This window comes from Chryseobacterium sp. S0630 (assembly GCF_024158915.1).
Classification (GTDB): domain Bacteria; phylum Bacteroidota; class Bacteroidia; order Flavobacteriales; family Weeksellaceae; genus Chryseobacterium.
Genome location: NZ_JAMZGF010000018.1, coordinates 57751 through 81222 on the forward strand (window position 1 = coordinate 57751; position 23472 = coordinate 81222).

Consider the following 23472-nt stretch of genomic DNA (forward strand, 5'->3'; position numbering starts at 1 on the left):
AAAAATATAATCTGTTTTAAATAAAATTAACCTCTGATAATCTAGCATACTTTTTGAGAAACAAAGCTCATGGACAGAAAAAGCTTCATTAAGACCGGTGTCTTGGCAATATCAGGATTTTATTTTCTTCAATCTGAGTTATTTCATGCTGCAGAAAGAAGAAACAATCAGATAAATGAATATCACGATGTTCCGATTGTTATTATTGGTAGTGGATATGGAGGCGCTGTATCTGCCCTTCGTCTGTGTGAAGCCGGAAAGAAAGTAGTACTGCTTGAGATGGGTCTTAACTGGGAAAAAGCAGGAATTCCCTATTCCAATCTGCTGAAACCCGGAAAAAGTTCTGCGTGGCTGAAAAACAAAAGCATTGCTCCTTTTATGAATATTTTTTCGTTAACTCCTTTTACCGGAACCTTGGACCGTCTGGATTTTGATCATATTAAAATCTGGGTAGGAAGAGGAGTTGGCGGAGGTTCTCTGGTGAACGGCGGAATGGCTGTTACTCCCAAAGAAAGCTATTTTAAAGAAGTTTTTCCTGATCTTGATGCAGAAAAATTTTACAACCATTACTTTCCATTGGTACGGGAAGAACTTAAAGTAAATGTGATTGGCGAGCAGTTTCTGAAAAACTGTCCTTATTATAAATTCACTCGGGTAGGTGAAGAAGAGGCTCACAAAGCAGGCTTTAAAACAATAAGAGTTCCCAATGTGTATGATTTTAAATACATGGAAAAAGAATTCAGCAATGAAGTTCCCCGCTCGGCTCTTAATACTGAAGTGATCTATGGAAACAATCACGGAAAAAACAGTTTAGATAAAACTTATCTCAGAAAAGCGATGGAAACGGGAAATTTAGAAATTCTTGATCTTCATCGTGTACAAAATATTCAATTGAATGATAACAAAAGTTATACATTAAATGTCCAGCAGATTGATACTTCCGGAGCTTTGCTTACTGACAAAGTCTTTACCTGTAAAAAACTGATTCTTTCTGCAGGAACAATGGGCACTTTACAGCTTCTGCTACAATCTCATACAGAGAATGGATTTCCCATCCATGAAAAGATTGGTAAAAACTGGGGAAATAACGGAAATTTTATGACGGGAAGAAACTGGGTGAAGCCTTTGTCTGGCGGCACCGGAGCTAAGCAATCCACTATTCCGGTAGGAGGAATTGACAACTGGGATGATCCTGAACATCCGTTTTTCACAGAAATAGCTCCTTTACCTATGGGAATGGATGTAGCAACAGCTTTATACCTTCTGATCAACAGGGTTGATAAGAAAGGAGAAGTTGCTTACAATAAAACCAGCCAATCTCTTACTTTGAATTGGGATGAGAGCAATACCGCCAAAATGAAAGAAAATGCCCAATATTTTATCCGGAAAATGAATAAAGCCAATGGTGGTACCAGAAGCCATCTTCTTTTCGATAATGGTTTTGGGGCAGATATTTGTTATCATCCGCTTGGCGGGTGCGTTTTAGGAGAAGCTACCAACGAATATGGAAAGCTCAAAGATCATGAAAATCTGTATGTACTGGATGGATCTTTAATTCCGGGAACCATTGGTGTGAACCCGTTTGTAACCATTACGGCCATTGCAGAATATTGCATTGAAAATCTTATTAAACAGAATGAATTTGCCTGAAATTAAAGCATTGTCTGTACTTCCTTAAGATAGTTTCTGATATCTTCTTCCAGTTTTTCCGGATAGATAAAATGAAGCTTTTCAGCCAGTGAAGTTCCCAACTCATGTACAACATCAGCATAGGCAAACAATGCATTCCAGTTTTCTTCAATATCGCTTCCCGAGAAAGTTTTTTCCACTTTATTCCATAGATCAGCGGACAGGTATTTTTTAAAAAGCCTTCCGTGTTTATTGGTTGTGATATTGTTCCAGCCATGATTTCCGGCAATATGCCATTCGATCAAAGGGACAAAATAATCTGTACGAAGAATATTTTCAGACATAAATTTGGCGTAAAAAATATCTCCACGCTTCAAGCACTTTGCAACATAGGTTGTATCCCACCAGAAGTCATTCATCAGCTGCTGAAATTCTTTTTCAGAAGGTTTCTGAATCATGATCGACTGATACGTTGGTGGCTTCAGGTTTTCAGTCAGCTTATCTTTATCCATTAAAACTTTATAGCCAACATCCCAGTCTTCAGGAAGAGCATCTTCATTGATTTCTTCCACAAATTCCGATACCTGATAAAGCTTAAAATCAACTTTCACATGGTCTTTGTACAAAACCATTTTCATGGCATGTTTTCCGTCAAAAACACTATCATCTTCTTCAATCATGGAAATAGGCTCACCAAAAAGTCTGATCCATTTATTTTCGGATTCATAAGATGCTCTGTTTTCAAAAACAATTTCTACATCAAGATCACTAAAATCATCTACCGGAGCATAAGGATTTACCAATGAACTGGTCAGAAGAACAGCACGGATATCAGGATTGTTTTCAGCCCAGTGAATAATCTGTTCCAGCTTTTCTTCCCTTACTTTCATATTAATAAGATTCTGATATTTTCACACGATATACGTCCGAAGAATTTCTCTTGATTGATTCTACAAAAAAGCCTCCTTCCTCCGGAATCACTTCTTTCAGATCAAAACTTTTACAATCTTTTGGAAGCCCGGAAAATATCAAGGTAAACCAAAAGTCTTTCATAAAAGGAACCGGCGTCCAATAGGGTGAAATTGAAATATTTTCCGCATGAATCATTTTGCTTCTATGCTCAGACTGATTGTCAAAAAGATAGGTCGAATGCCAGATCCTGATCAGGTTTCCCAGAAACGGTGACGCCGGAAAACAACAGTGTACAATAACCTGCCTCTCCTCTTCTGTTTTCGCCTGAAGAGATTCCAGGATTTCCTTTGCAATGACTGGTTTTACAATTACTTCTTCCACCTTTTTATGAGTAATAAGTAATGAGCAATGAGTAATAGCGATTATTACTTATTGCTCATTATTGATGTTAATATTCTAATTCTAATTTTTCTTTGGTGTAATTTCTTACTTCATGGGTCAGCTCAGGGTTTTCAGCCAGTTTTTGCCCGTAAGAAGGAACCATTTCAAGCAACTTTCCTTTCCATTCTCCGTGTAGTTTTTCAGGGAAACATTTTTCCAGCACGTTCAACATAGCATATACTGCTGTGGATGCACCTGGTGAAGCTCCCAATAAAGAAGCAATCGTTCCAGACTTGTTCACCACTACTTCAGTTCCGAATTCCAGCTTACCTCCTTCTTTTTCATCTTTTTTGATGATCTGAACCCTCTGTCCTGCTACTTTCAGTTCCCAGTCTTCTTCTTTAGCATCTTTGATAAACTCTCTCAAATGCTGCATTCTCTGAGATTTCGTCATGGCAACCTGCTGAATAAGATATTTCGTTAGTGGAATATTGTGCCACCATGCTCCGAAAAGTGATTTTAAGTTTTTCGTATTGACACTTTCAGGAAGATCAAGATAACTTCCTTCTCTTAAAAATTTGGTTGAAAATCCTGCAAAAGGTCCGAAAAGAAGTGCTTTTTTCCCATCAATGATTCTAAGATCAAGGTGCGGAACAGACATTGGCGGAGCATCTACTGTAGCCTGAGTATATACTTTAGCATGATGCTTTTCTACCAACTCCTGATTATGACTTACCAGCCACTGACCGGAAACCGGAAAACCTCCGTATCCTTCACTTTCTTTAATATCTGAACTATCCAGCAGTGGAAGCGCATAGCCTCCTGCCCCAATGAATACAAAATCTGCTACCACTTCCTGTTTGTGACTGTGGATTCTGTCCTTCACCTTCATTTCCCATTTACCGCTTTCTCTCGGGCTGATATCTTTCACTTCATGGTATAAGAAAACCTCAACATTGGAATCTTCCAGAAGATGTCTTCCCATTTTTCTTGTCAGTGTTCCGAAGTTCACATCCGTTCCCATATCCATCTTCGTTGCAGCCATTACTTCAGACTGATTTCTTTTGCTCATCACCAAAGGAATCCATTCTTTCAGCTTTTCATGATCTGTAGAAAATTCCATTCCTGAAAAAAGGACAGATTCAGCCATCTTATCATGACGTTTTCTAAGGTATTCAGCATCCTTTTCTCCAAATACCAGACTCATATGTGCACATGAATTGATAAATTCTCTGGGTTCATGAATATATCCTTTGGTAATCAGATAAGACCAGAATTGTTTTGAAATTTCAAACTGCTCTGCTATGCTTTCTGCCTTGGAAATGTCAATAGATCCGTCTGCCTTTTCAGGGGTATAATTTAGCTCACAAAAAGCGGAATGTCCTGTTCCGGCATTGTTCCATGCTGCTGTACTTTCTTTGGCAAACCTTCCAAGTCTTTCGAAGATAGCGATTTCAAGATTTGGATCAAATTCATGAAGCAGCGTTGCTAAAGTGGCGCTCATGATTCCGCCGCCTATCAGTACAACGTCGTATTTAGGTTTCGGTGTTCTGCTTGTAAGCGATTGTGACATAATTTTAAAATTTTACTTCAAATTTCGGGAAAAGTTTTAAAAACCGGAACGATTTTAACACGTTATTTTTTAATTCAAAACACTTATTGAGTACACAACAAAAAACCATGGAAAATTTCAATAAAGTACCATTGAAATGATTGATAATGTAAAATATCTCTTTGTAAAAATATTATTTTTTTATTTTTTATTTCACTGAATGGTAACTAATTGATGAACTATTCAAGGCTAAAATTTTATAAAACTTTAAGTTTATTTAAGTTCATTATATTAAATACTGCAACCATAACCATTTACACTATTATATTTTATCAACAATAAGTGATAAATAATTATATTAAAAACATCAAATATCACTTTTTATTGACAAATAAATAATTTTATAGATGTAATTCTATACATACCACATTGAATAACTGTTTTTTTTACGTACCTTTCAATTGATTTAATACCTATTCCAACAAGTATTTAATTAAAATTATTTCATAAACATACTAAAGATGAGAATTATTAACTTCGTGAGTACATTGTTCGCGACAATGGGATTTGCCCAGAGCGGAAGTGTAGGAATCAACACGTCCACACCGGACCCCAGTGCTATTCTGCACATTGAGAACTTCAGTGGAACCCCAGCTACAGCTACAGCCACCATTTCGGGAGGTGCTATTACCGGGATTACCATCAACAACGGAGGAAGCGGTTATACTTCGGTACCAACAATTAATTTTTATGGAGGAGGATCTGTAGTGAACGGAGGTTCAAAAGCCCGTGCTACAGCAGTCATTTCCAACGGTCAGCTAACTGGCATAACGATTAACAACGGAGGTAGTGGCTATACTACAGCTCCTACAGTAACTGTTTCCGGAGGCAATAAAGGAGTATTATTTCCCAACCTGAATATTGCTAACCTAACCAGTACAACGAGTCCTGTTGCCTCCCCTGCCAATGGACTTATTGGGTTCAATGGAGGAACTAACAGCAACAACAAAGCACTCCATTTTTTTAATAGTACTACCAATTCATGGCAAAGTACAATTGATGCACAAAACACTCCCAAGGTTGCCTATCTTGATTTTACCGGATCACTATCAGCTCTTGACAATGCAATAGCAGGTGCCAGCACTCAGCTTATGGTTAATAATCCTGCAGTTTCAGGGGTATCAAATATCAGTGGATTTAAAGTTCTTCCGAACACTTCCGGAGGATATTCCCTGATTCTTCCACAAGGAAAATATCTGGTAGAGGTTAACCTGAATTTAAATTCACCTCAGGAAAGTCCATCCGGACAGGGAGGAACTGCTCCACTTTCCGGGAGTACTTATTATCTGATGGGATATTTTATAGATTTCATCAACGATACCTATAATAATACAACGAATACCTTTACCGGAGGAGGTGCTACAAGGAAAGAAGTTCCTATTGTTTCTAAAGTCAGCACCAACCATCTTGCCACCTGGTCCTATTATTACACCGTTCCTGCTAATGCGAACGCCAATATCATAGGAGGATTAAGATTAAATCTTGGAAGAATGCAGAACAGTACATTCTACGATCTTGTGAATGTAATTCCTACCGGATCTTATATTAAAATATCCCAGCTATAAAAAAACAATCAACATATGAAAAAAAGTTATATCTTGCTATTATTGATTATAGCTCATACCATATATGCACAAGTTGCGATTGGGAAAACTTCAGTGAACAGTTCTTCAGTTCTGGAAGTTTCACGGACCACCAATAAAGGAGTACTTCTTCCAAGAGTGGATATTATAGATGTTTTGAATAATACCTCTCCGGTAAATAATCCGGCAGAAGGACTGGTTGTTTATAATAAAGGGAACTCCATTAGCCCCGGTCTTTATATCTGGAAAAACAATATGTGGACTCAGCTTTCTGATACGTATAACCTGGTAAGTTATATGATGCTTCAACGCACCTCTGATTATTCAATACTTGGAGGTCTTGCCAACGGTACATACAAAAATTTTAACGATGCTGCATTTACTGTTGTATCCAATGATATCGGAGCTTTATACAATACTTCTACAGGAATTATCACACTTCCCGGAAACAGCGGTTATCTGGTAAATGTGTGTCTGAATATCAGAACAGCTCTTGAAAGTACAACTGCCGGAATAGGCGGAACTTCTGTTCATCTGCATCAGTATCTTGTAAAACTTATTGATCCGTCCAGCGGAAATCAATATGGTAAAACAATTAGTATCAATGCACAATCAATTGCGAGTAATAAGACCCATACTCTGAATATGAGTTTCTCTTTTGTGACTACTTCAGCAGCTCCTATTCTTTTAGTTCCTGCCATTGCTCATGATGCCGGAGGAACTTACCAAAATGGATCCGGAGGAACAACTCCTAATAACGGAGAAATCATCATCACGAATGCTAAAGTTGATATTCAAAGATCAGCGCTTAACCAATAATCAATTGCACAATGAAAACATCTATTTATATAATCTGTATGATACTGTTAGGCATTTTCTCAAATGCACAAGTTGGTATTAATACAAACGCACCTAATGCGAGCAGTGTTCTGGACATTAGTTCTTCCAATAAAGGGGTTCTTTTTCCGCAATATGATCTGCTTGTTCTGAACAGTAACTCAACTCCCATTGCAAATCCTGCAGACGGGCTTATTATCTATAATAGCGGAGGAGTATCTACTTTTCCGAAAGGATATTATGTTTGGGTAAGAAATCAATGGCAGCGTATTGTCGTTTCCGGTTCTGAACCTCAGATCATGTCTCTGCTTATCAGTTCAGGAGTACTTATTCCTACAGGAAGTACAAATAATACATTGGGAAGTTTTACGGTAACTTCAAATAAAATTACAGGAGCTTCACTAGGGGCGGATAATTCCACGATTACCCTGCCTGCCGGAACATATATTGTACGGTATTCTGTGGATTCCAGCAATGCGAATAATAATAACGGGACAGCTAACACACAATATCTTTCCCAAAATTTCACCTGTACCCGTTCTTATCTGATTAACTCCACTACCAGTGCAACGATTACGGAAACCAACAGAATGTGCCAGCTATCAAGCTCATTCACCTTTTTCCAGGGAAGTTATTTTTTAACACTCGCTTCTCCGACAACGATCCGTCAGAAGTTTGAATTTGATACAGGAAACGGTTTTACCGCCAGTAATTTGAATGTAAGATCATCATTATCACTTGTCATTACCAAGATGAGTCTATAAAAAAACTTAAGCATGAAAAATGCTTAAGTTTCATTATTTATGTTTAACAGGACTTTAATTTTTAAAGTCCTGTTTTTTTTAATTCAATTTTGCAGTCAGTTTTTTAAACTGTTTTTCAGCATTTTTACCTTCATACAAAATAGCATATACGGTATCGATAATCGGAAGTTTAAGATTTTTCTGTTTTGCTGTTTTATAAATGGAATCTGCAGCGTAATATCCTTCTGCTACCATGTTCATAGACTGAATGGCAGACTTCACGGTATACCCTTTCCCAATCAGGTTTCCAAGGTTTCTGTTTCTTGAGAAAAGTGAATATGCTGTTACCAAAAGGTCACCCAGATAGGCACTTTCATTCACATCTCTTGGTGCTTCGTAAATCGCTTCCAGGAATGTTTCCATTTCACGGATCGCATTGGAAACAAATACTGCCGTAAAGTTATCACCATACCCTAATCCACTTGCTATTCCCGCTCCTATTGCAAAAATATTTTTAAGGATTGCACTGTATTCATTTCCTAAAATATCTTTGCTTGTATGAACTTTGATAAAGTCTGAACTGAAGATTCCTTCAAGCTTTTCAGCAGTCTCATCTTCCACTGTCGCAATAGTAAGATAAGAAAGTCTTTCCATAGCCACCTCTTCAGCATGACAAGGCCCTGCAATAACGGCCTGGTTTCTGAAACCAATTTTAAATTCATCACGCAGATAATGTGCTACCACATCATTTACTTTAGGAATAATCCCTTTAATTGCAGAAATAAAGATCTTATCTGAATACTCACACGTCATTTTATCCATGGTATCGGACAGGTAGATAGACGGTGTTGCCAGAACAATAACATCACAGGCAGTAACCAGTTCGTTAATATCTGTTGTCAGTTTTAAACTTTTAAGATTAAAATGGGCAGCCGTAAGATAAGTCGGGTTATGTCCACGAAGCTCAATGGCTCCTTTTACAAACTCACTTCTTACACACCAGTGTACTACTTTGCAGTTTTCAACAAGCATTTTTACGATAGCGGTTGCAAAACTTCCGCTTCCTACAACTCCTACAGAAATATCCTTTTTATTCTTTTTTGGATTCGAAGATTCTGAAATAATTTTCTTTTTAGCCATAATTGGAATGTGAACTGCAAAGATATTAAAACAAAGACGTAACGCAGGCTTTGAAACTATGATAAAAGCCATTTTCTGAAAAAATTAACACTACAACACAATTAAATATCTAATTAGCCGTTAAATACAGAAAAAACTGAATTTTAATTAAAAATAACTCACAAAACTTATTTTTAATTAAATTTGCAGCTTCAAAACCGTTTTAACTTACTAAGAGAAGAAATATGAAAAAATTTCTAAACAGCAAGAAGAACGTAAACATTCTCCTGGGAGGACTTTTACTAGTAGTTTTTGCACAAGGTGTATTCATTGCGAAGCTCTTTTCTGAAAGAGATGACAAAACCTACGAAGTAAACCTTGTAAAAATAAACACTGAAAAGGACAGTGTAGATTATCTAAAAATGAAAAGTGATCTTACTCTTGTAGATCAGACCGTTGCTCAACTCAACTCCTTCCTGAAGTCCAAAGACATCACCAATGAAAAACTAATGATGCTCAACCAGGACAGTATCTCCAATTCTATTTATCTTTCCAAACAGGCTAACCGATACAGCCAATACCTGATGGATCTTCAGAAAAAACTGATGCAGGTTCCATTGGGAATGCCTACTGACGGATATATTTCCTCTAATTTCGGGATAAGAAAAAATCCTATCCCATTCAAAACTGTTTTTGCTTCGGTAAGATCAAGTGCAGCAACAGAGGCGAAACCAACAGTAGCTGCTGCAGCTAAGCCTGAAGTAAAAGCTGAACCTGTTGAGAAAATTATAGAACTTACAGACAGCTACGGAAATAAGAGAGAAGTAAAAGTAATGGTTACGCCAAAAGCTGCTCCTGTAGCTGCAACTTCTGCTCCTGCAACGACAACAAAAGCTGCTTCCGGAACGCCTGCAACTAAAACTGCTGTGGCTGAAAAAAATAATCCACCTGCTGAAGCTGATCAGATGCAGTTCCATAAAGGACTGGATATTGCTGTTGCCTATGGTTCTGATGTAAGAGCTGCTGCTGCCGGAACAATCATTTTTTCCGGACAAAAAGGAGGCTATGGAAACTGTGTAATTGTTTCACACGGAAACGGACTGGCTACTTTATATGGACATTTATCTCAGCTTGTTGCTAAAGTAAATGAGAAAGTAAAGGTTGGTCAGGTAATTGCAAAATCCGGAAATTCCGGACGTTCTACAGGTCCTCATCTTCATTATGAAGTACACAAAAACAATACTCCGATTAACCCGAAATTGTTTATGAATTTATAATAAAAAAGGCTGTCTATTCGACAGCCTTTTTATTTATGAGAAATTTTTTGAACCCATTTTTAAACCATTAAGGATTATTTAGTTTTTAAGAATATTAAGATGAGCTCCGCTTTAAAGTGGAATCTCCTTAATGTAGCTTCAATCCTTCAAAAAAATCTTAATGGTTCAAAATAAAAACTACCATCCGGTAATGGTAGTTTTTTATCTTATTTCAAAATTTTTAAAGTTCCTTTTGGATGGGTGAATGTACCATCAGGACCTGCAATATTTGAATAGACGATATTTTTATTATAATCCTGAATATGGGTTACATTGAAGCCAAGGTGCGGCTCATGCCAGTAGACCATAAAAACATTCTTTGCGACTTCTACCGCAGTATATTCTACGGTATCTGTACTGTTTTTTGAACTTCCTGCTGTTCCCGTGAACGTCATGGTTTTATTATCTTTAAAATCGAGAACGAATTTTACTTCTCCAAAGTCCACTTCCACTTTCTGTCCGATTGCCGGATAGGGTGATTTAAGATCCCAGTCCATTTCTTTAAGATAAACCTTTACTCCCATTTCAAGTTCTTCTTTTCCTGGCAGATTAGGATATTTTTTAACCATGAAATCTACAATAGCAGATGAAGTTTTGTTTTCAGTAACTGCCTGTTTATAATTTTCCAGATAGCTTTTCACAAAGTCAAGAGATTGTGGTGATGTGGAAAGTTCTGCAAAATGAGAAGGAACTACCTGCTGTGGTTTCAGTGCTTTCATAGCATCAATCTGTCCTATCCATTGATCAATTGCTTTTAAATTCTGAGTATCTGCCATCCAGAGATGTGAACCAACAGAAACTGAAATCCCGCCTGCAATGGTTTTGATGGAAGGAATCCAAAGAAAGCTATGTGCAGGATCTTCCGGATTTTGTCTGATTTCAATTTTGTTTCCTTCAAGATCAGGAATTGAAGTAACTGCTTCCGGAATTATAATTTCTGATGGTGCATCTGCTTTCAATTGTGGTTTCCACACTCCCATTTTATCATCTTTTGAAGCTGATATAAGGTAAGCAGTCTGTGCCGTTGAAATAATTTTCACATTAGGAAAAGCTTTTTTAATCACATCCAGTCCAAAATAGAAATCCGGATCACTGTGAGAAATAAAAACGGTTTTCAGGTTTTTTCCTGTTGCTTTTATTTCTTTTACCAGCTGTTCTGCATATTGTTTCTGAAACTGAGCATCCACCAATATAGCATCTTTATCTCCATAGATAATAGTTGACGTAATAGGAAAAATAGCCTTGGTTCCCGGATTATAAACTTTCACTTTGAGATTCCCAGCAAATATGCTGATGAATCCCAACAGTGCTAATAACGACCATAATTTTTTTTGTATCATTTCTGTTCTTCTATCGATTAGTAAGCTGCTGTGAAACGTTCACGGATGTGGTTATTCTGTTCCAATTCATCTACCAAAACTACGGCTACATCTTCTACAGAAAGACGGCTTCTTCCGTTTTCATCAAATACCGGAGTCTCTAATGAAGTTCTGTATTTTCCTGTTCTTTCTCCTACATTCGCCTGGTTCATTTCTACCGCAGGGCTGAAGAATGTCCAATCCAACGTATTATTTTCTTTGATTTTGTTTAAATAATCTCTCGCTGCTGTTGCTCCAGGTTTGTAAGCTTCAGGGAAATCCGGGCTATCTACGATTTGAGTATTATCAGGAGTGTAAAGGCTTCCTGCTCCACCTACTACGATTAATCTTTTTACTCCTGACTGTTCTACAGCTTTTTCAATGTTCTCAGAACCGTTTAAAAAATCGTTATAAAGATTAGGATTCGTCCATCCTGCATTGAATGTACTGATTACAGCATCACTTCCTTTCAAGGCTTCAGCCAGTTCATTTACATTGTTTACATCCACACTTTTTGCTGTCACATTTTCCTGTGTTTTTACTTTGGATGTATCTCTTACCAACGCTTCTACCGCATATCCTCTTTCTGTTAATTCTGATACTACGTGTGCTCCTACAAATCCTGTTGCACCGATTACTGCTACTTTTTTCATAATATTTTATTTTAATTAAATTGTAATAAATTTTGTTACATTTAAGGTTAAAAAATTTTATTGGAACTGGTCAGAAAATTCCTGTAATGACTTATCCCCTAAAAATTTTACCACCAATTGATCTGTTTCTTCAAATAATGTATTTAAATGATTGTTAATCTCCTTACCAACACTGCATGCGGGATTGGGATTCTGATTTTTTTTGCCTAATACTTCTGTATTTTTTACTGCCTTATAAATCTCTGAAATAGTAATCATTTCAGCATTCTTTGCAAGCTGACTTCCTCCTTCTTTTCCTTGTCTGCTGATAATCAGACCTGCTTCTCTCAATACGCTGATCTCCTTTCGGATAATCACCGGATTCACATTGATACTACCGGCCATCCAGTCAGAAGTAAGCCACTCCTGAGGACTTTTCGCCAATAATGTCATAATATGTACTGCCGTAGCAAATCTTGTATTGTTCATTGTAATTACGTTGCAAAGATATACATTTTTTAAATGTAACAAAATTTATTACAGTTAAATTTTTCTTAAAGGATTAATTTATCCAGATCAAGCAGCAAATAATTGATGTTTTGATTGATGGTACGGGTGGCCGACTGCATCTGATTCAGCATGGCTGCACGATTATGGAGATCATCTGCCCTGTAAAGCCCTCCATCACTGAAAATCACAGACTTATCTGCTACTTCTTTATTGTCATCAAACTGATAGTGAAGCCATCTCAGTTTCATGTTTCCGATAATCGAATGTTCTTCTCTGTTGGAAAACTTTTTCTCTGTGTACATATACCAGATAAAAGGAGGAAAATTGGGTGACTCCAGTTTTTCTCTCCAGATATCTCTCAAAAGGTTTCTCTGGTGAATAAACTCTACCTTTTTCCCTTTTGGATTAAGAGTTGCCAGTCCGAAACCTGCTCCCAGAACCCCTCCACCTATATCAATGGCATTACTCCATCCTTCATCATGCACAATTCCTCCGGCTATGGAAGCTGCTGCTCCTGCAATGATTGAATATAAGATAAGCTTATTATTTCTTGATGAGTTGAGATTGTCTACATAATTTCCAATCTGGGCTACTCTTTCTCCTTCACAGTCAAATTCTGCAGCTACAGCATCCAATTCCGTAAGAGCTATTGTTATTTTACTGTTTATTTTTGTCTTCAGCTGTAAAACTTTAACCTGAGAAGCAAGGGATGAATCTTTTTTAAGATCAATAATCTCATGAACCTCATCTAAATTATCCAGTGCGTTTAAGATGAGGATACTCTGATCAGAAAAGACCTCTTTTAATTCTTTATTGGCTGCTAAGATAGAATCAGAATTATATGATGGAAGTTTATTGCTGTAGTTATATTTGAACGGCGCTTTACAATAGCTGTCTTTCAGCGTGAGAATATTCTGCTGAATAGCCTGATTCTTCCTGGAAACGCAGGAAGTAAGAAGCCCGAAAACAATTAACAGGTAAAAAAGTTTTTTCATACAGTCATATTTTGTGTTGCTCTGACATATTGTAAAATCATCTCTTTTTTCTTCTTCATTCCACAATTTATCAATACGAATATAGTACAAATAAAAAAATTTACCTGAAATCAGGTAAATTTTTAATCTATTTTTAAGAAGGATTATTTAATATCCAGCAATTCAACCTCAAAAACAAGCGTACTGTTTGGTCCGATCTCTTTGCTGATCTCCTGATCTCCATACGCTAAATGCGGAGGAATGATCAGTCTCCATTTGCTACCAACCGGCATCAGCTGAAGAGCTTCTGTCCATCCGGAAATCACTCTGTTCAAAGGAAACGATGCAGGTGTACCTCTTTTTACAGAGCTGTCGAATACTTTTCCGGAAATAGTGGTTCCGTGGTAGTGGCACTTTACAGTAGATTTAGGACCTGGTTTTGCACCGTCACCTTCTGTAATGATTTCATATTGCAAGCCGCTTGGTAACTGCACAACGCTTTCTCTTTTACCATACTCTTCCATATATTCTTTACCATCTTTCAGGTTCTTTTCTGCTAATTCTTTTTTACGTTTAAATAACATATCTGCTACTCCCATATTATAATTTTTTACAAAGATAAGGCTTTTTAGGGTTGGAAAAAGGAAGCACAATGAGGGAAGTTTAAAAACCCAAAGTATTTTTCTCTCAAACAACATGTCTTTAATTCATTCTCATTAAAAATAAATAAACATTCACAATCAATAAGTTAAATAGCTTATTTTTCAATATTCATTAATCATATTATCTTACATTTCCTTATTTTCAAACATCTTTTCCACAAAATTCAAACAATTGTAATACTTGCTTAACACAGATTTCAAAACTTGGCGTTATAATTGAATTTTAAAAACTAAATGCCAAATCCATTAAAATATAATAAGAAGTTTGATGAACTGAATGAGGAGGAAAAAAAGCTTCTGGAACTCAATAAAAAAACAATAGCGGATTTTGTTGAACAATCCTCTTCCATCAGTGATGTCAATTATGCGACCAGGAATGCTCATGCTAAAACGTATGCGGTAGCAAAGGGTATATTCTGGATAGAACCCGATATCCCGGAATCACTGCAACCTTTTTTTGATAAGGAAAAGTTTGACCTTACCATACGTTTCTCTAATGCTCAGCTGAAAATCAAAAATTCAAAAAAAGATATTCCGGCTTATGGCTTTGCTGTGCAGATCAAGGATGAAAACGGAGTATTGCTTGCCAATTATCCGTTGGTTAATTTTCCTTTGTTTCCTATTCAATCTGTTTCTACGTTTTTGAAGTTGTTTACAGCAATTAACCAACTTTATATGAAGCAATGGAGAAGTTTATTCCCTATGTGTATTCAGATGGTTAAAATGATTCCTTCTTTATTCACTGGAGATATGCTCCGCAATATTATAAAACTTATCGGGAAGAGAAATGATTTTATTCTGTCATTTGATTATTATTCTGTAGGTGCCTTCCGATTGGGAGACCAGATGATCAAAATAAAGCTTTGTCCTCAATCTGTGGATAAAAATTTTGGAAGAAAGCAAAAGGTCAAAGATTCTTTAAAAAATTATCTGCAAACGAGTGATTTTGCAGCAGATGTTTTGATACAGATTTGCCATGATTTGAAAGACCAACCCATCAACAGGCTGAATGTTGAATGGAAAAATGCTCCTTTTATTAAAATCGGAGAAGTCAGAATCAATAAAAATTCATTGCTGGATTCACATAATTGTACGACTGAGCTTCTTTCATTCAATCCTTTTGAAAATAAAATATTTTTTCAGCCTGTAGGAAAAATACAAAAGCTGCGTGATGAAGCGTATAAAGTTTCTGTGCAGACGAGGAGGAAAATTAATAAACTGCTACACGGAAAAAACGGTTAGTGTAATGATGAGTGATGAATTTTTGAATCTGATTTGAAAAAGATTGATCCAACTAAAAAATAAAAGACTGTTCTCATAACAGTCTTTACATTTTATCTAAACTTTCGGTCTTCTTCCCGGATAGCCAAATCATTGATACTTGCGTATCTTTTCGCCATCAGTCCGTTTTCATCAAACTCCCAGTTTTCGTTTCCGTATGCCCTGAACCAGTTCCCCTCTTTGGTCTGATATTCATATTCAAAACGAACGGCAATACGATTGTCTGTATGTGCCCAATACTCTTTCTTAAGCTTATAATGAAGTTCTTTTTCCCATTTCTTCTGAAGAAATAGTACAATCTCTTCTCTACCGTTCACAAAGGTATCTCTGTTTCTCCATTCGCTATCGATGGTATATGCTTTGGAAACCTTTTCAGGGTTCTGACTGTTCCAGGCATCTTCTGCCAGTTGGATTTTTTCCAGTGCCGTTTCAAGAGTGAAAGGCGGAAGCGGATGTTTTTGTTCCATAATTTATTGTATTAAATTAGTGACTATCTTTTTTGATTTTTCAATTAATTCATTGGATTTGAAAAGCTGGCTTTCTATGATACTGCTTTCAAAAAGCATATAGATATGATCGGAAAGTTCTTCATCATTCACCAATTCTGAAAAGAAGTTTCTGAGATCTGCTTTATGAGACTGAATACCACTCAGAATTTTAGTATTATCCATTGGTATCTCAGATAAAATATTCAAAAAACTGCATCCTCTGAAGTTTTCTTTTTCGTTCATATAGACTACGAAATCGAAAGCATTGATAATTTTAGATTTTGAATCTTTTTCTTTTGCTAAAAAGCTATTGAGTTCTTTGAACCAATATTCATGTCTCACCTTCAGAAATTCTACACACAGGTCTTCTTTGGATTTAAAATATTGATAGAAGCTGGCTCTCGCTACTTCTGCTTCAGAAATAATCTGGTTAATTCCGGTAGAATTATACCCTTGTCTGGCAAACAATTGAAATGTGGTTTCTATGATTCTTTCTTTTGGAGACTTCATTGCTTTTCTTTTATGAAACAAAGGTAGGAAAAAAAACAAAGAACAGACTGGTCTGTCTGTTTTATTTTGAAAAATATTCTTTGAGTAATTTGGAAAAACGCAAAGACGCAAAATTTTTAATTGATAAAGTATAGTAAGGACGCAAGGATTTTATCTCCGATAAAATTTAATATTGCTAATAATATGGTTCTGATGTAGTAGATAATCAGTAAGTATCCTTGAGGAAAATATGTAGATAATCTGATTCCCTTTACCACAAACCTTATAGGTTTTTGAAACCTATAAGATTTACATTCTTAAAATTCAACGTTACTGAAAATCTCACATTAAGCGAAGTCGAAATATTCTCACGCCTTAAAAAAGCACAATACTTACCCTCTTTGCGTTTTCCAACCATTCTATACAGAGATTCCTACCGGAATGACAAACGGTATGGATAAACTAAGCGTGGTATTTGTCATTCTGAAAGAATCCAGCCTTACAATTTTCTAGATATCATGCAATCATAATCCATTTTATCGGAGATAAAATCTTTGCGCCTTAAAAAACATATAATTTGAGAACAACTTGCGTTTTTCCAACAAAAAAACATAAACAAAAAAAGCCTCCAGAAATAAATTCCAGAGGCTTTCATTTTATTTTAAATGTGATTATTTTTCGTCCAACTCTTCTTTCTTCTCTTCTTCTTTTTCAGGGAAGATGACAGATAAAAGAACAGAGATTACCAATACTCCTCCTACGATTCCTAATGAAACCGGAGACGGAATATGAATCCATGGTGCAATAAGCATTTTAACTCCAATGAAGGATAGGATAATCGCCAATCCGTATGGAAGTTTGCTGAACATATGAATAAAGTTCGCTAACAGGAAGTATAATGATCTTAATCCTAAAATTGCAAAGATATTAGATGTATAAAGGATAAACGGATCATTTGAAATGGCGAAGATTGCCGGAATGGAATCTACTGCAAAAAGAACGTCCGTAAATTCAATAACCCCAACTACTACTAAAAGAGGAGTTGCCATTTTAATCCCGTTCTGGATCGTGAAGAATTTATCTCCATCATAATTGTCTGAAACTTTCCAGAAACTCTTGATTAATCTTGCTCCTGCCGTATTGCTGTAATCTTCATCATCGTCATCGTCACCATCACCCCATGATTTGATCCCCGCATACACAAGGAACAATCCGAACAATGTCATGACAACGTTGATTTTCACTGCTTCTCCGAAGATATTCATTTCAGGAAGGTAAGTCAGGTTTATTAGTCCTACTCCTGCAAAGATGAAGATCGCTCTGAAGATCAGGGCTCCGATAATCCCCCAGAAAAGGACTTTGTGATGAAGGTATTTCGGAACTTTAAAGAATCCGAAAACAAGGATAAATACAAACAAGTTATCCACAGACAAAGCTTTTTCAATCCAATAGGCAGCTTGATACTGGGTAAATTTCTCTATTGCCAAAGCATGGCTTTCAGGACTTCCATCGGTATTGAATACCCAATATACCACCCCTGAAAAAACCATAGAAAGCGAAATCCACACGATAGACCATATGGTAGCTTCTTTGGAAGAGACTTCATGACTTTTTTTATTAAATACCCCTAAGTCCAGGAGCAGCATGATAACAACTGTTACTGCAAATCCCCACACCAGACCAGGGTGTAGTTCTAAAATACTTTGATGTTCCACTTGAGTTATGTTATTATATGATAAAAGCAATAGATGTACAGAGTACAAATATTGCTATTTTATTTATCTTTTGATTGTCAATTAATTATAGGTAATTCATCTGTACCGTCTGGATTGTCTGCTCCAGCTTTTTATCTGCTGTAGGATCTCCGATAGCATTGAATTTCCATTCTCCGTTTCTCTTATAGAAAACCCCCATTACCATGGCAACGTGTCCACTGAAAGAAGCATCATTCGCAATATCATACTTTGCAAAAACTTCTCTCACATTGGTAGGTGATCCTTCATAAATACGGATAGAAGCAAAAGGAATGGTTCCGAAATCCTGACCTCTGTAGCTGTTCAAAACCATTGCTACATGCTCCACATTCGGTTCAAGCTGACTGAAGTCTACTGTGATTACTTCGTTATCCAATCCGTCATCTCCGTTTACGTCACCAGTAAGATCGTCTCCGCTGTGTCTTACAGATCCGTTTCTTGATTTAAGGTTTCCGAAATAGATTACTTCCGTAACATTTTTGTTTGAATCATATAAAATACAGCTTCCGTCTAAGTCTACTGCTTCTTTTTTAGTTCCAAAAAATCCTTTCTTTTCAATCGCTCCCCAGTTGATTCCAACACAAGCTTGGGAAAGTTCAGCTCCATTTTCTTTTTTAAGGTTTATTCTCTGACCTTTTTGTAAGTTGATAGCCATCTTTTTATGTTTAGTTATTATTTACTTTTTTGCAAAAAAGATAATCTTCTTTGCTTTTCAAATTTCGTCTTAGTTATTATTCAAATTTAAATTAAGCATTGCCCGCAGAATATTCGTTTCTTCATCGAAGTCAAATATCTTACTCATAATGTCCATATTTTCCAGGTTTTTGATATAATCTTTCAAAACACCTTCTACTTCTGCCGGTAACGTACGTTTTCTTTCGTTCATACTGTGTTCCAGCTGTTCATTTTTGCTTCTCAGCTGGTCAATAATCGTACTCTGGTTAGACTGATTTTCAGAAGTATCCAGTTTATCTAATTCTTTGTCAAAAAGATACAATTTCTTTTCGTCTACACTGAAAATAAAATGATCATCCGACTGAAAGATTTTAAAAAGCTCATAATCATGAGTTCCAATAAGGTAACCACAGACAAAACGGACTTTAAATCCCTGTATATTAAGTCTTCCCAACAGCTTTCTTTCAATGGAATAGTCTTTATATTGATAAGCCGGGAAAGAATCAGATTTCAGCAGCGTTTCATCTGCATCTGTCCTGTAAAATTCCTGGGCATATTTCTTATGAAAGTACAGTACATTCTCCCAATTGGCTGTAAAACTATCTTCCGTAAGGTCTTTATACAGTGTTTTCAGATGTTGGGAAAATACACCGCTGTACATTTTCCTGTCGGTCTGAAAGTTGTCTACCTGTCTTTCTTCAAAACCTGAAATATATTTACCGTTGATGTTAATTTCATTGATGACCGCCAGCATATCATTTTCCTTCTGTTTTTTAATCTTAGTCAGAAGCTCTATGAGACTGTCTGTATACTGCAGGTGGAAAAGTTCCAGTTTATTGTAATCCAAAGCTGTATTTTCCTGAAACAGATTATGAATAATATCTGTTTTGATATAAATTGATATGATATCAATATGCTCAAAAAAATTAGCGAGAAGTTTAAGCTTTGTTAATCTTCTTTTGCTTTGCGACAATATGGTTGCTGCATCATCCCCCACCTTAGTATCCTATAAATTAACCTCTGACATTTGCTTTAAGTTCATGCTCTAATGTCTGAAGATCCTGATCCAGTTTTCTTCTGTTATCTGCTCCCTGTTTCTGGATTTGTTTCACTTCATTCAATGTATTGATCAACATTGATGTTGTTTCTCTCAATGTCTCCACAGATACGATAGTCTGCTCGTTTGCTCTGGCAACATTCACAGAATTCTGACCAAGACGCTCTGCATTCTTTCTTAAAATTTCTTCTGTAGTAGAAGAAACTTTCTGTTGGATTTCAATATTCTGCTGTTGTCTGTACATTGCTACAGCCAGTGAAAGCTGGTTTTTCCATACAGGAAGTGTAGTGGTAAGAATCGTCTGAGCTTTTTCAGCAATAGAAACGTTGTTGTTCTGTACCAATCTGATCTGCGGAAGCGACTGCATCATGATCACACGCACCACTTTCAGATCTGCCATTCTTCTGTCTAACCTTGCAATGAAATCTCTCTTATCTGCAATCTGATAATCCTGAAAATTCTGAGGAGCAGTTTCCATCTGAGCAAGCTCTACTGCAGCTCTTTCCATTCTTATATTTCCTGCAATTACAAGATCTTCTATCTGCTTGATAGAATTCACATTGCTTTCAAAAATAGTCTGAAGTACAGCATTATCTTTTGTAGAAGTGATGATTCCTGCATTTACTTTGTATGAGATCTGCTCAATATTATTGATGATCTTGTCATATTTTGCAAATAAGTTTTCTACCTGAGTCATTACCTTCTTCATGAATGGTAATTTGCTCAGGAAGCTTTTCACTTTATTTCCGTTAAGCTCTTCCACGTCAACATAGTTAAGCTCTACCAAAAGATCATTGATAAGCCCTCCTACTTCTCCTGAGTTTGATCTTCTTACATTTCCTAAGAAGCTGTCACTCTGATTAGTTAAAGTTTTCTGAAGCTCTGCACCAAAATTCACGATAGAACCTGGGTTGGCTTCATCAATAGAGTTCGCAAGAACTTCATATTTCTGACGTTCTTCTGACTGCAGCTGAGTCAGATTTACATTTCCCTCTCTGTCCACAAGAACCGCCGGCGCTGCGTTCTGAACAGGCTGAGCCGGAGTTGGAGGAACCATTGGTGTAGGTTCAAAGGTTTTAAGAGGTTCTATGGATCCTAGCGGATCTATGGGTTGATTTTCCTGATTGTCCATGATTACTTCTGATAAATTGATACAAATTTCTCAAGGCCGTCTCTCTGTCCTGCACCTACAGCCTCAAATTTCCATTCTCCGTTTCTGTTGTAGATTCTTCCAAATTCTACAGCGGTTTCGATTGAGAAATCTTCGTCTAATTCATATTTTAAGATTTCTTCATTCGTATCTGTATTGAAAATTCTGATGAAAGAATTTCTTACCTGTCCAAAGTTTTGTTTTCTTGAATCAGCTTCGTGAATGGTTACCACTACTGTAATTTCCTTGATAGCATCGTCAATTTTTGTAAGATCAATTTTGATCTGCTCATCATCCCCAGAGCCTTCTCCTGTAAGGTTATCACCCGTGTGGATGACAGATTGGTCCGGAGACTCAAGGTTGTTATAGAAAATAAAGTGATTATCTGAAACTAATTTTTTGTCGTCCCCAAGCAAAAATAAAGATGCATCAAGGTCGAAAGCCGTTCCTGTAGAAGTATTATTGATATCCCATCCTAAACCTACAGTAAATTTAGGTGCGTTAATGTTTTCTCTTTGTCCTTTTTGTAAGTTAATAGCCATAATATAATTCCGTTTGTGTTAAAGTATTGATGTTATTTTCGTATTCTTTTATTAAATGATAATTGTTACTGATCGCCAGCTCCAAAAGCAGGTCCATCTGTTCCTTTTTTACTTTAGACGTAAGATAATCAAAATTACTTGAATCCAGGCCTAAAATATATTTTACAATCCTTGTATTGAACTGAAAACTTTCTTTATTCATCACTTCTGCAACATGTTTTACATTTTTCACTGCATAGTAGTTGAAAAAGTTTTCAATTTTCGGGTCAAGGTCAAAATTCATCAGTTCTGCGTAATACAGAAACATAAAGTCAGCCTCTACATTATATTCATTCAGGATTCTGTTGACTGTATATTCATGACTTCCCGTGATTTTTATATCGTCTATAAAAATACAAAGTTTTCCTCTCAAAAAATCCTTATCGATATAATAAGTATCATTGGCGATCAGATTTTTGCGGTCTTCAAAATTAAGATTCCCATAATCTGTTATATACGTATGGTTTCTGTTGATTTTAGATAAAATACTTGACTTCTTTCCTTTCTGAAAGAGATAAAAATCCAGGTGTTTTTTAAAGTAAAAACATAAAAAGTTGGAGGCTGTAGGAATCGCCATATAAGGACTTGGAAGCACTACAATCTCTGTATCTGTATTTAAAAGCTCTTCATTTTCGGAAATAAATCCGTCGAATAATTCTCTTGCAAATTTTTCAGCATACGACTTATCGCCATACTTGAAAAAGCTGTATTCTGCAGGTGAGAAAGTAAACTCATCCGCCGAATGAATGTGGTGTAAGCTGTATCTTTTATTCATGTTTATTTTTAGTGTTTAAGTAAATGAGCACTGAAACCGAAGTTCTTTGCTCCCTGATAATCTGCTACCGGATTGTCTCCAATATGCAGAATCTGGTGCAGTGGCAAATCCTGATCTTTCATCTTATTCTTCACTTCCTGAAAAATAAGCGGATTAGGTTTGGAACAGTTGATTTCATCGGAATAGATATGGAAATCTATATACTGATCCAGGTTTTCATGAATCAGGAATTTCCTCATTGTTTTCCCTTTGATAAATCCAGTGTTGCTTAGAATATTTATGGTCTTTCCCTGATTTTTGATATCCTCAAAAAAATCATGAATATTTTCAAAAATTACAACTGGTTTATATTCCAGAAACAATTCTTCACTTTTGTTGTAAAACTCATTAAGTTTTTCTTTATTCAATTGTTTTACATCCACATCCAGAGCACCCAAAATCATCAGATATATTTCAAAAGTATCTATATTTCCTCCTGTAACCTCATTGATAGTATTGCAAAGATCATCGTAATATTTTACAGTTTTCGCAACCTCTTCTATCGGTTTATTTACGTTGAAAAACGAGGAGAACAGCTCAACTCTTTTTGCTTTAAATTCAGGATGAGATTTGATTAAGGTGAGCCACAGATCAAAAGAAAAATGACAGTGGTTATGAATGTCGATATCTGTTTTCAATAGGTTTTAAGTTAAAAGTTTTTATTTAGCTTCTTGAAAAAGATTTAAAATTTTTTAATCATCAAAAAGTGTTCACAATACTATTCTTCCCAAAGATAAAATATTTATCATAAAAGCATTACGTTCGTTATCTGTTTTAAGATATTTTTATGAAATTCTATGAATTTGACAGACTCACAGAAAGTGATTTACGAAGTGCTTAATATCCGTTCACAAAAAAATATTTTCAAAAATTCTTTGGAAATCAAAAAAAAATTATAATTTCGCAACCGATTAA

At 36.1% G+C, this 23472-nt stretch carries 24 protein-coding genes; 6 read left to right on the forward strand and 18 right to left on the reverse strand.

Annotation, left to right across the window (positions count from 1 at the left end; all coding sequences use genetic code 11):
• Positions 1 to 69: 69 nt before the first annotated feature.
• Positions 70 to 1650 (forward strand): GMC family oxidoreductase N-terminal domain-containing protein, encoded by a 1581-nt coding sequence (locus NK356_RS10390; protein WP_253316915.1) that lies wholly within the window; start codon positions 70 to 72, stop codon positions 1648 to 1650.
• Between the two features lie 2 nt (positions 1651 to 1652).
• Here NK356_RS10390 and NK356_RS10395 read toward each other — a convergent pair whose 3' ends face one another.
• From NK356_RS10395 to mqo, 3 genes are all read right to left on the reverse strand, one after another.
• On the reverse strand, positions 1653 to 2519 hold the full coding sequence (locus NK356_RS10395; RefSeq protein WP_253316916.1) for an AadS family aminoglycoside 6-adenylyltransferase: 867 nt from the start codon (positions 2517 to 2519) through the stop codon (positions 1653 to 1655).
• A 1-nt stretch (position 2520) separates the two neighbouring features.
• Complete coding sequence (locus NK356_RS10400) at positions 2521 to 2922, reverse strand: hypothetical protein (RefSeq protein ID WP_034693615.1); 402 nt, start codon at positions 2920 to 2922, stop codon at positions 2521 to 2523.
• 67 nt (positions 2923 to 2989) lie between these two features.
• Positions 2990 to 4495 (reverse strand): malate dehydrogenase (quinone), encoded by a 1506-nt coding sequence (gene mqo / locus NK356_RS10405; protein WP_253316917.1) that lies wholly within the window; start codon positions 4493 to 4495, stop codon positions 2990 to 2992.
• A 500-nt stretch (positions 4496 to 4995) separates the two neighbouring features.
• Between mqo and NK356_RS10410 the strand changes: the two genes are divergently transcribed.
• From NK356_RS10410 to NK356_RS10420, 3 genes are read left to right on the forward strand one after another with little or no spacing between them, the layout of a single operon-like run.
• Positions 4996 to 6099 (forward strand): hypothetical protein, encoded by a 1104-nt coding sequence (locus NK356_RS10410; protein WP_156106397.1) that lies wholly within the window; start codon positions 4996 to 4998, stop codon positions 6097 to 6099.
• Positions 6100 to 6114: 15 nt separating this feature from the next.
• Entirely contained in the window at positions 6115 to 6936 is an 822-nt protein-coding gene (locus NK356_RS10415; RefSeq protein ID WP_253316918.1) for a hypothetical protein, read from the forward strand.
• A gap of 38 nt (positions 6937 to 6974) precedes the next feature.
• On the forward strand, positions 6975 to 7718 hold the full coding sequence (locus tag NK356_RS10420) for a hypothetical protein (RefSeq protein WP_253316919.1): 744 nt from the start codon (positions 6975 to 6977) through the stop codon (positions 7716 to 7718).
• Positions 7719 to 7796: 78 nt separating this feature from the next.
• Here NK356_RS10420 and NK356_RS10425 read toward each other — a convergent pair whose 3' ends face one another.
• Positions 7797 to 8837: an NAD(P)H-dependent glycerol-3-phosphate dehydrogenase gene (locus NK356_RS10425; RefSeq protein ID WP_051934257.1), complete on the reverse strand. Its 1041-nt coding sequence runs from the start codon at positions 8835 to 8837 to the stop codon at positions 7797 to 7799.
• A gap of 224 nt (positions 8838 to 9061) precedes the next feature.
• On the opposite strand from NK356_RS10425, the gene NK356_RS10430 reads away from it, so the two are divergent.
• Positions 9062 to 10093 (forward strand): M23 family metallopeptidase, encoded by a 1032-nt coding sequence (locus NK356_RS10430; RefSeq protein ID WP_034693607.1) that lies wholly within the window; start codon positions 9062 to 9064, stop codon positions 10091 to 10093.
• A gap of 206 nt (positions 10094 to 10299) precedes the next feature.
• Here NK356_RS10430 and NK356_RS10435 read toward each other — a convergent pair whose 3' ends face one another.
• The 5 genes from NK356_RS10435 to NK356_RS10455 all read right to left on the reverse strand — a co-directional run bounded on the left by NK356_RS10435 (position 10300) and on the right by NK356_RS10455 (position 14205).
• Positions 10300 to 11472, reverse strand: a complete 1173-nt coding sequence (locus tag NK356_RS10435) for an MBL fold metallo-hydrolase (RefSeq protein WP_253316920.1) — start codon at positions 11470 to 11472, stop codon at positions 10300 to 10302.
• Positions 11473 to 11489: 17 nt separating this feature from the next.
• Positions 11490 to 12143 carry an NAD(P)-dependent oxidoreductase gene (locus tag NK356_RS10440; protein WP_253316921.1) on the reverse strand — a complete coding sequence of 218 codons (654 nt, stop codon included), beginning with the start codon at positions 12141 to 12143 and terminating at the stop codon, positions 11490 to 11492.
• 57 nt (positions 12144 to 12200) lie between these two features.
• Positions 12201 to 12611 carry an Rrf2 family transcriptional regulator gene (locus tag NK356_RS10445; RefSeq protein ID WP_253316922.1) on the reverse strand — a complete coding sequence of 137 codons (411 nt, stop codon included), beginning with the start codon at positions 12609 to 12611 and terminating at the stop codon, positions 12201 to 12203.
• A gap of 65 nt (positions 12612 to 12676) precedes the next feature.
• A complete protein-coding gene (locus NK356_RS10450) occupies positions 12677 to 13627 on the reverse strand; it encodes a hypothetical protein (RefSeq protein WP_079240520.1) in 951 nt (316 codons plus the stop codon).
• 143 nt (positions 13628 to 13770) lie between these two features.
• On the reverse strand, positions 13771 to 14205 hold the full coding sequence (locus NK356_RS10455; protein WP_051934256.1) for an FKBP-type peptidyl-prolyl cis-trans isomerase: 435 nt from the start codon (positions 14203 to 14205) through the stop codon (positions 13771 to 13773).
• A gap of 297 nt (positions 14206 to 14502) precedes the next feature.
• Between NK356_RS10455 and NK356_RS10460 the strand changes: the two genes are divergently transcribed.
• Positions 14503 to 15510 (forward strand): catalase, encoded by a 1008-nt coding sequence (locus NK356_RS10460; RefSeq protein WP_034693600.1) that lies wholly within the window; start codon positions 14503 to 14505, stop codon positions 15508 to 15510.
• Positions 15511 to 15602: 92 nt separating this feature from the next.
• Here NK356_RS10460 and NK356_RS10465 read toward each other — a convergent pair whose 3' ends face one another.
• The 9 genes from NK356_RS10465 to NK356_RS10505 form a co-directional block, all read right to left on the reverse strand.
• Positions 15603 to 16016, reverse strand: a complete 414-nt coding sequence (locus NK356_RS10465) for a nuclear transport factor 2 family protein (protein ID WP_185103651.1) — start codon at positions 16014 to 16016, stop codon at positions 15603 to 15605.
• 3 nt (positions 16017 to 16019) lie between these two features.
• Positions 16020 to 16547, reverse strand: a complete 528-nt coding sequence (locus NK356_RS10470; protein ID WP_034693595.1) for a TetR/AcrR family transcriptional regulator — start codon at positions 16545 to 16547, stop codon at positions 16020 to 16022.
• Between the two features lie 650 nt (positions 16548 to 17197).
• The gene (locus NK356_RS10475) at positions 17198 to 18241 is read right to left on the reverse strand and encodes a TerC/Alx family metal homeostasis membrane protein (RefSeq protein WP_034693591.1); all 1044 of its coding nucleotides are present in this window, start codon (positions 18239 to 18241) and stop codon (positions 17198 to 17200) included.
• An 85-nt stretch (positions 18242 to 18326) separates the two neighbouring features.
• Entirely contained in the window at positions 18327 to 18935 is a 609-nt protein-coding gene (locus tag NK356_RS10480) for a TerD family protein (protein WP_047428248.1), read from the reverse strand.
• A 69-nt stretch (positions 18936 to 19004) separates the two neighbouring features.
• A complete protein-coding gene (locus tag NK356_RS10485; RefSeq protein ID WP_253316923.1) occupies positions 19005 to 19952 on the reverse strand; it encodes a hypothetical protein in 948 nt (315 codons plus the stop codon).
• A gap of 16 nt (positions 19953 to 19968) precedes the next feature.
• The gene (locus NK356_RS10490) at positions 19969 to 21144 is read right to left on the reverse strand and encodes a toxic anion resistance protein (RefSeq protein WP_253316924.1); all 1176 of its coding nucleotides are present in this window, start codon (positions 21142 to 21144) and stop codon (positions 19969 to 19971) included.
• A 2-nt stretch (positions 21145 to 21146) separates the two neighbouring features.
• Positions 21147 to 21704 carry a TerD family protein gene (locus tag NK356_RS10495; protein ID WP_034693584.1) on the reverse strand — a complete coding sequence of 186 codons (558 nt, stop codon included), beginning with the start codon at positions 21702 to 21704 and terminating at the stop codon, positions 21147 to 21149.
• Positions 21694 to 22518: a phosphoribosyltransferase family protein gene (locus NK356_RS10500; protein ID WP_253316925.1), complete on the reverse strand. Its 825-nt coding sequence runs from the start codon at positions 22516 to 22518 to the stop codon at positions 21694 to 21696. Before NK356_RS10500 ends, NK356_RS10495 begins: the two co-directional genes overlap by 11 nt.
• Before the next feature lie 8 nt (positions 22519 to 22526).
• Positions 22527 to 23195: an HAD family hydrolase gene (locus tag NK356_RS10505; protein WP_253316926.1), complete on the reverse strand. Its 669-nt coding sequence runs from the start codon at positions 23193 to 23195 to the stop codon at positions 22527 to 22529.
• Positions 23196 to 23472: the final 277 nt, after the last annotated feature.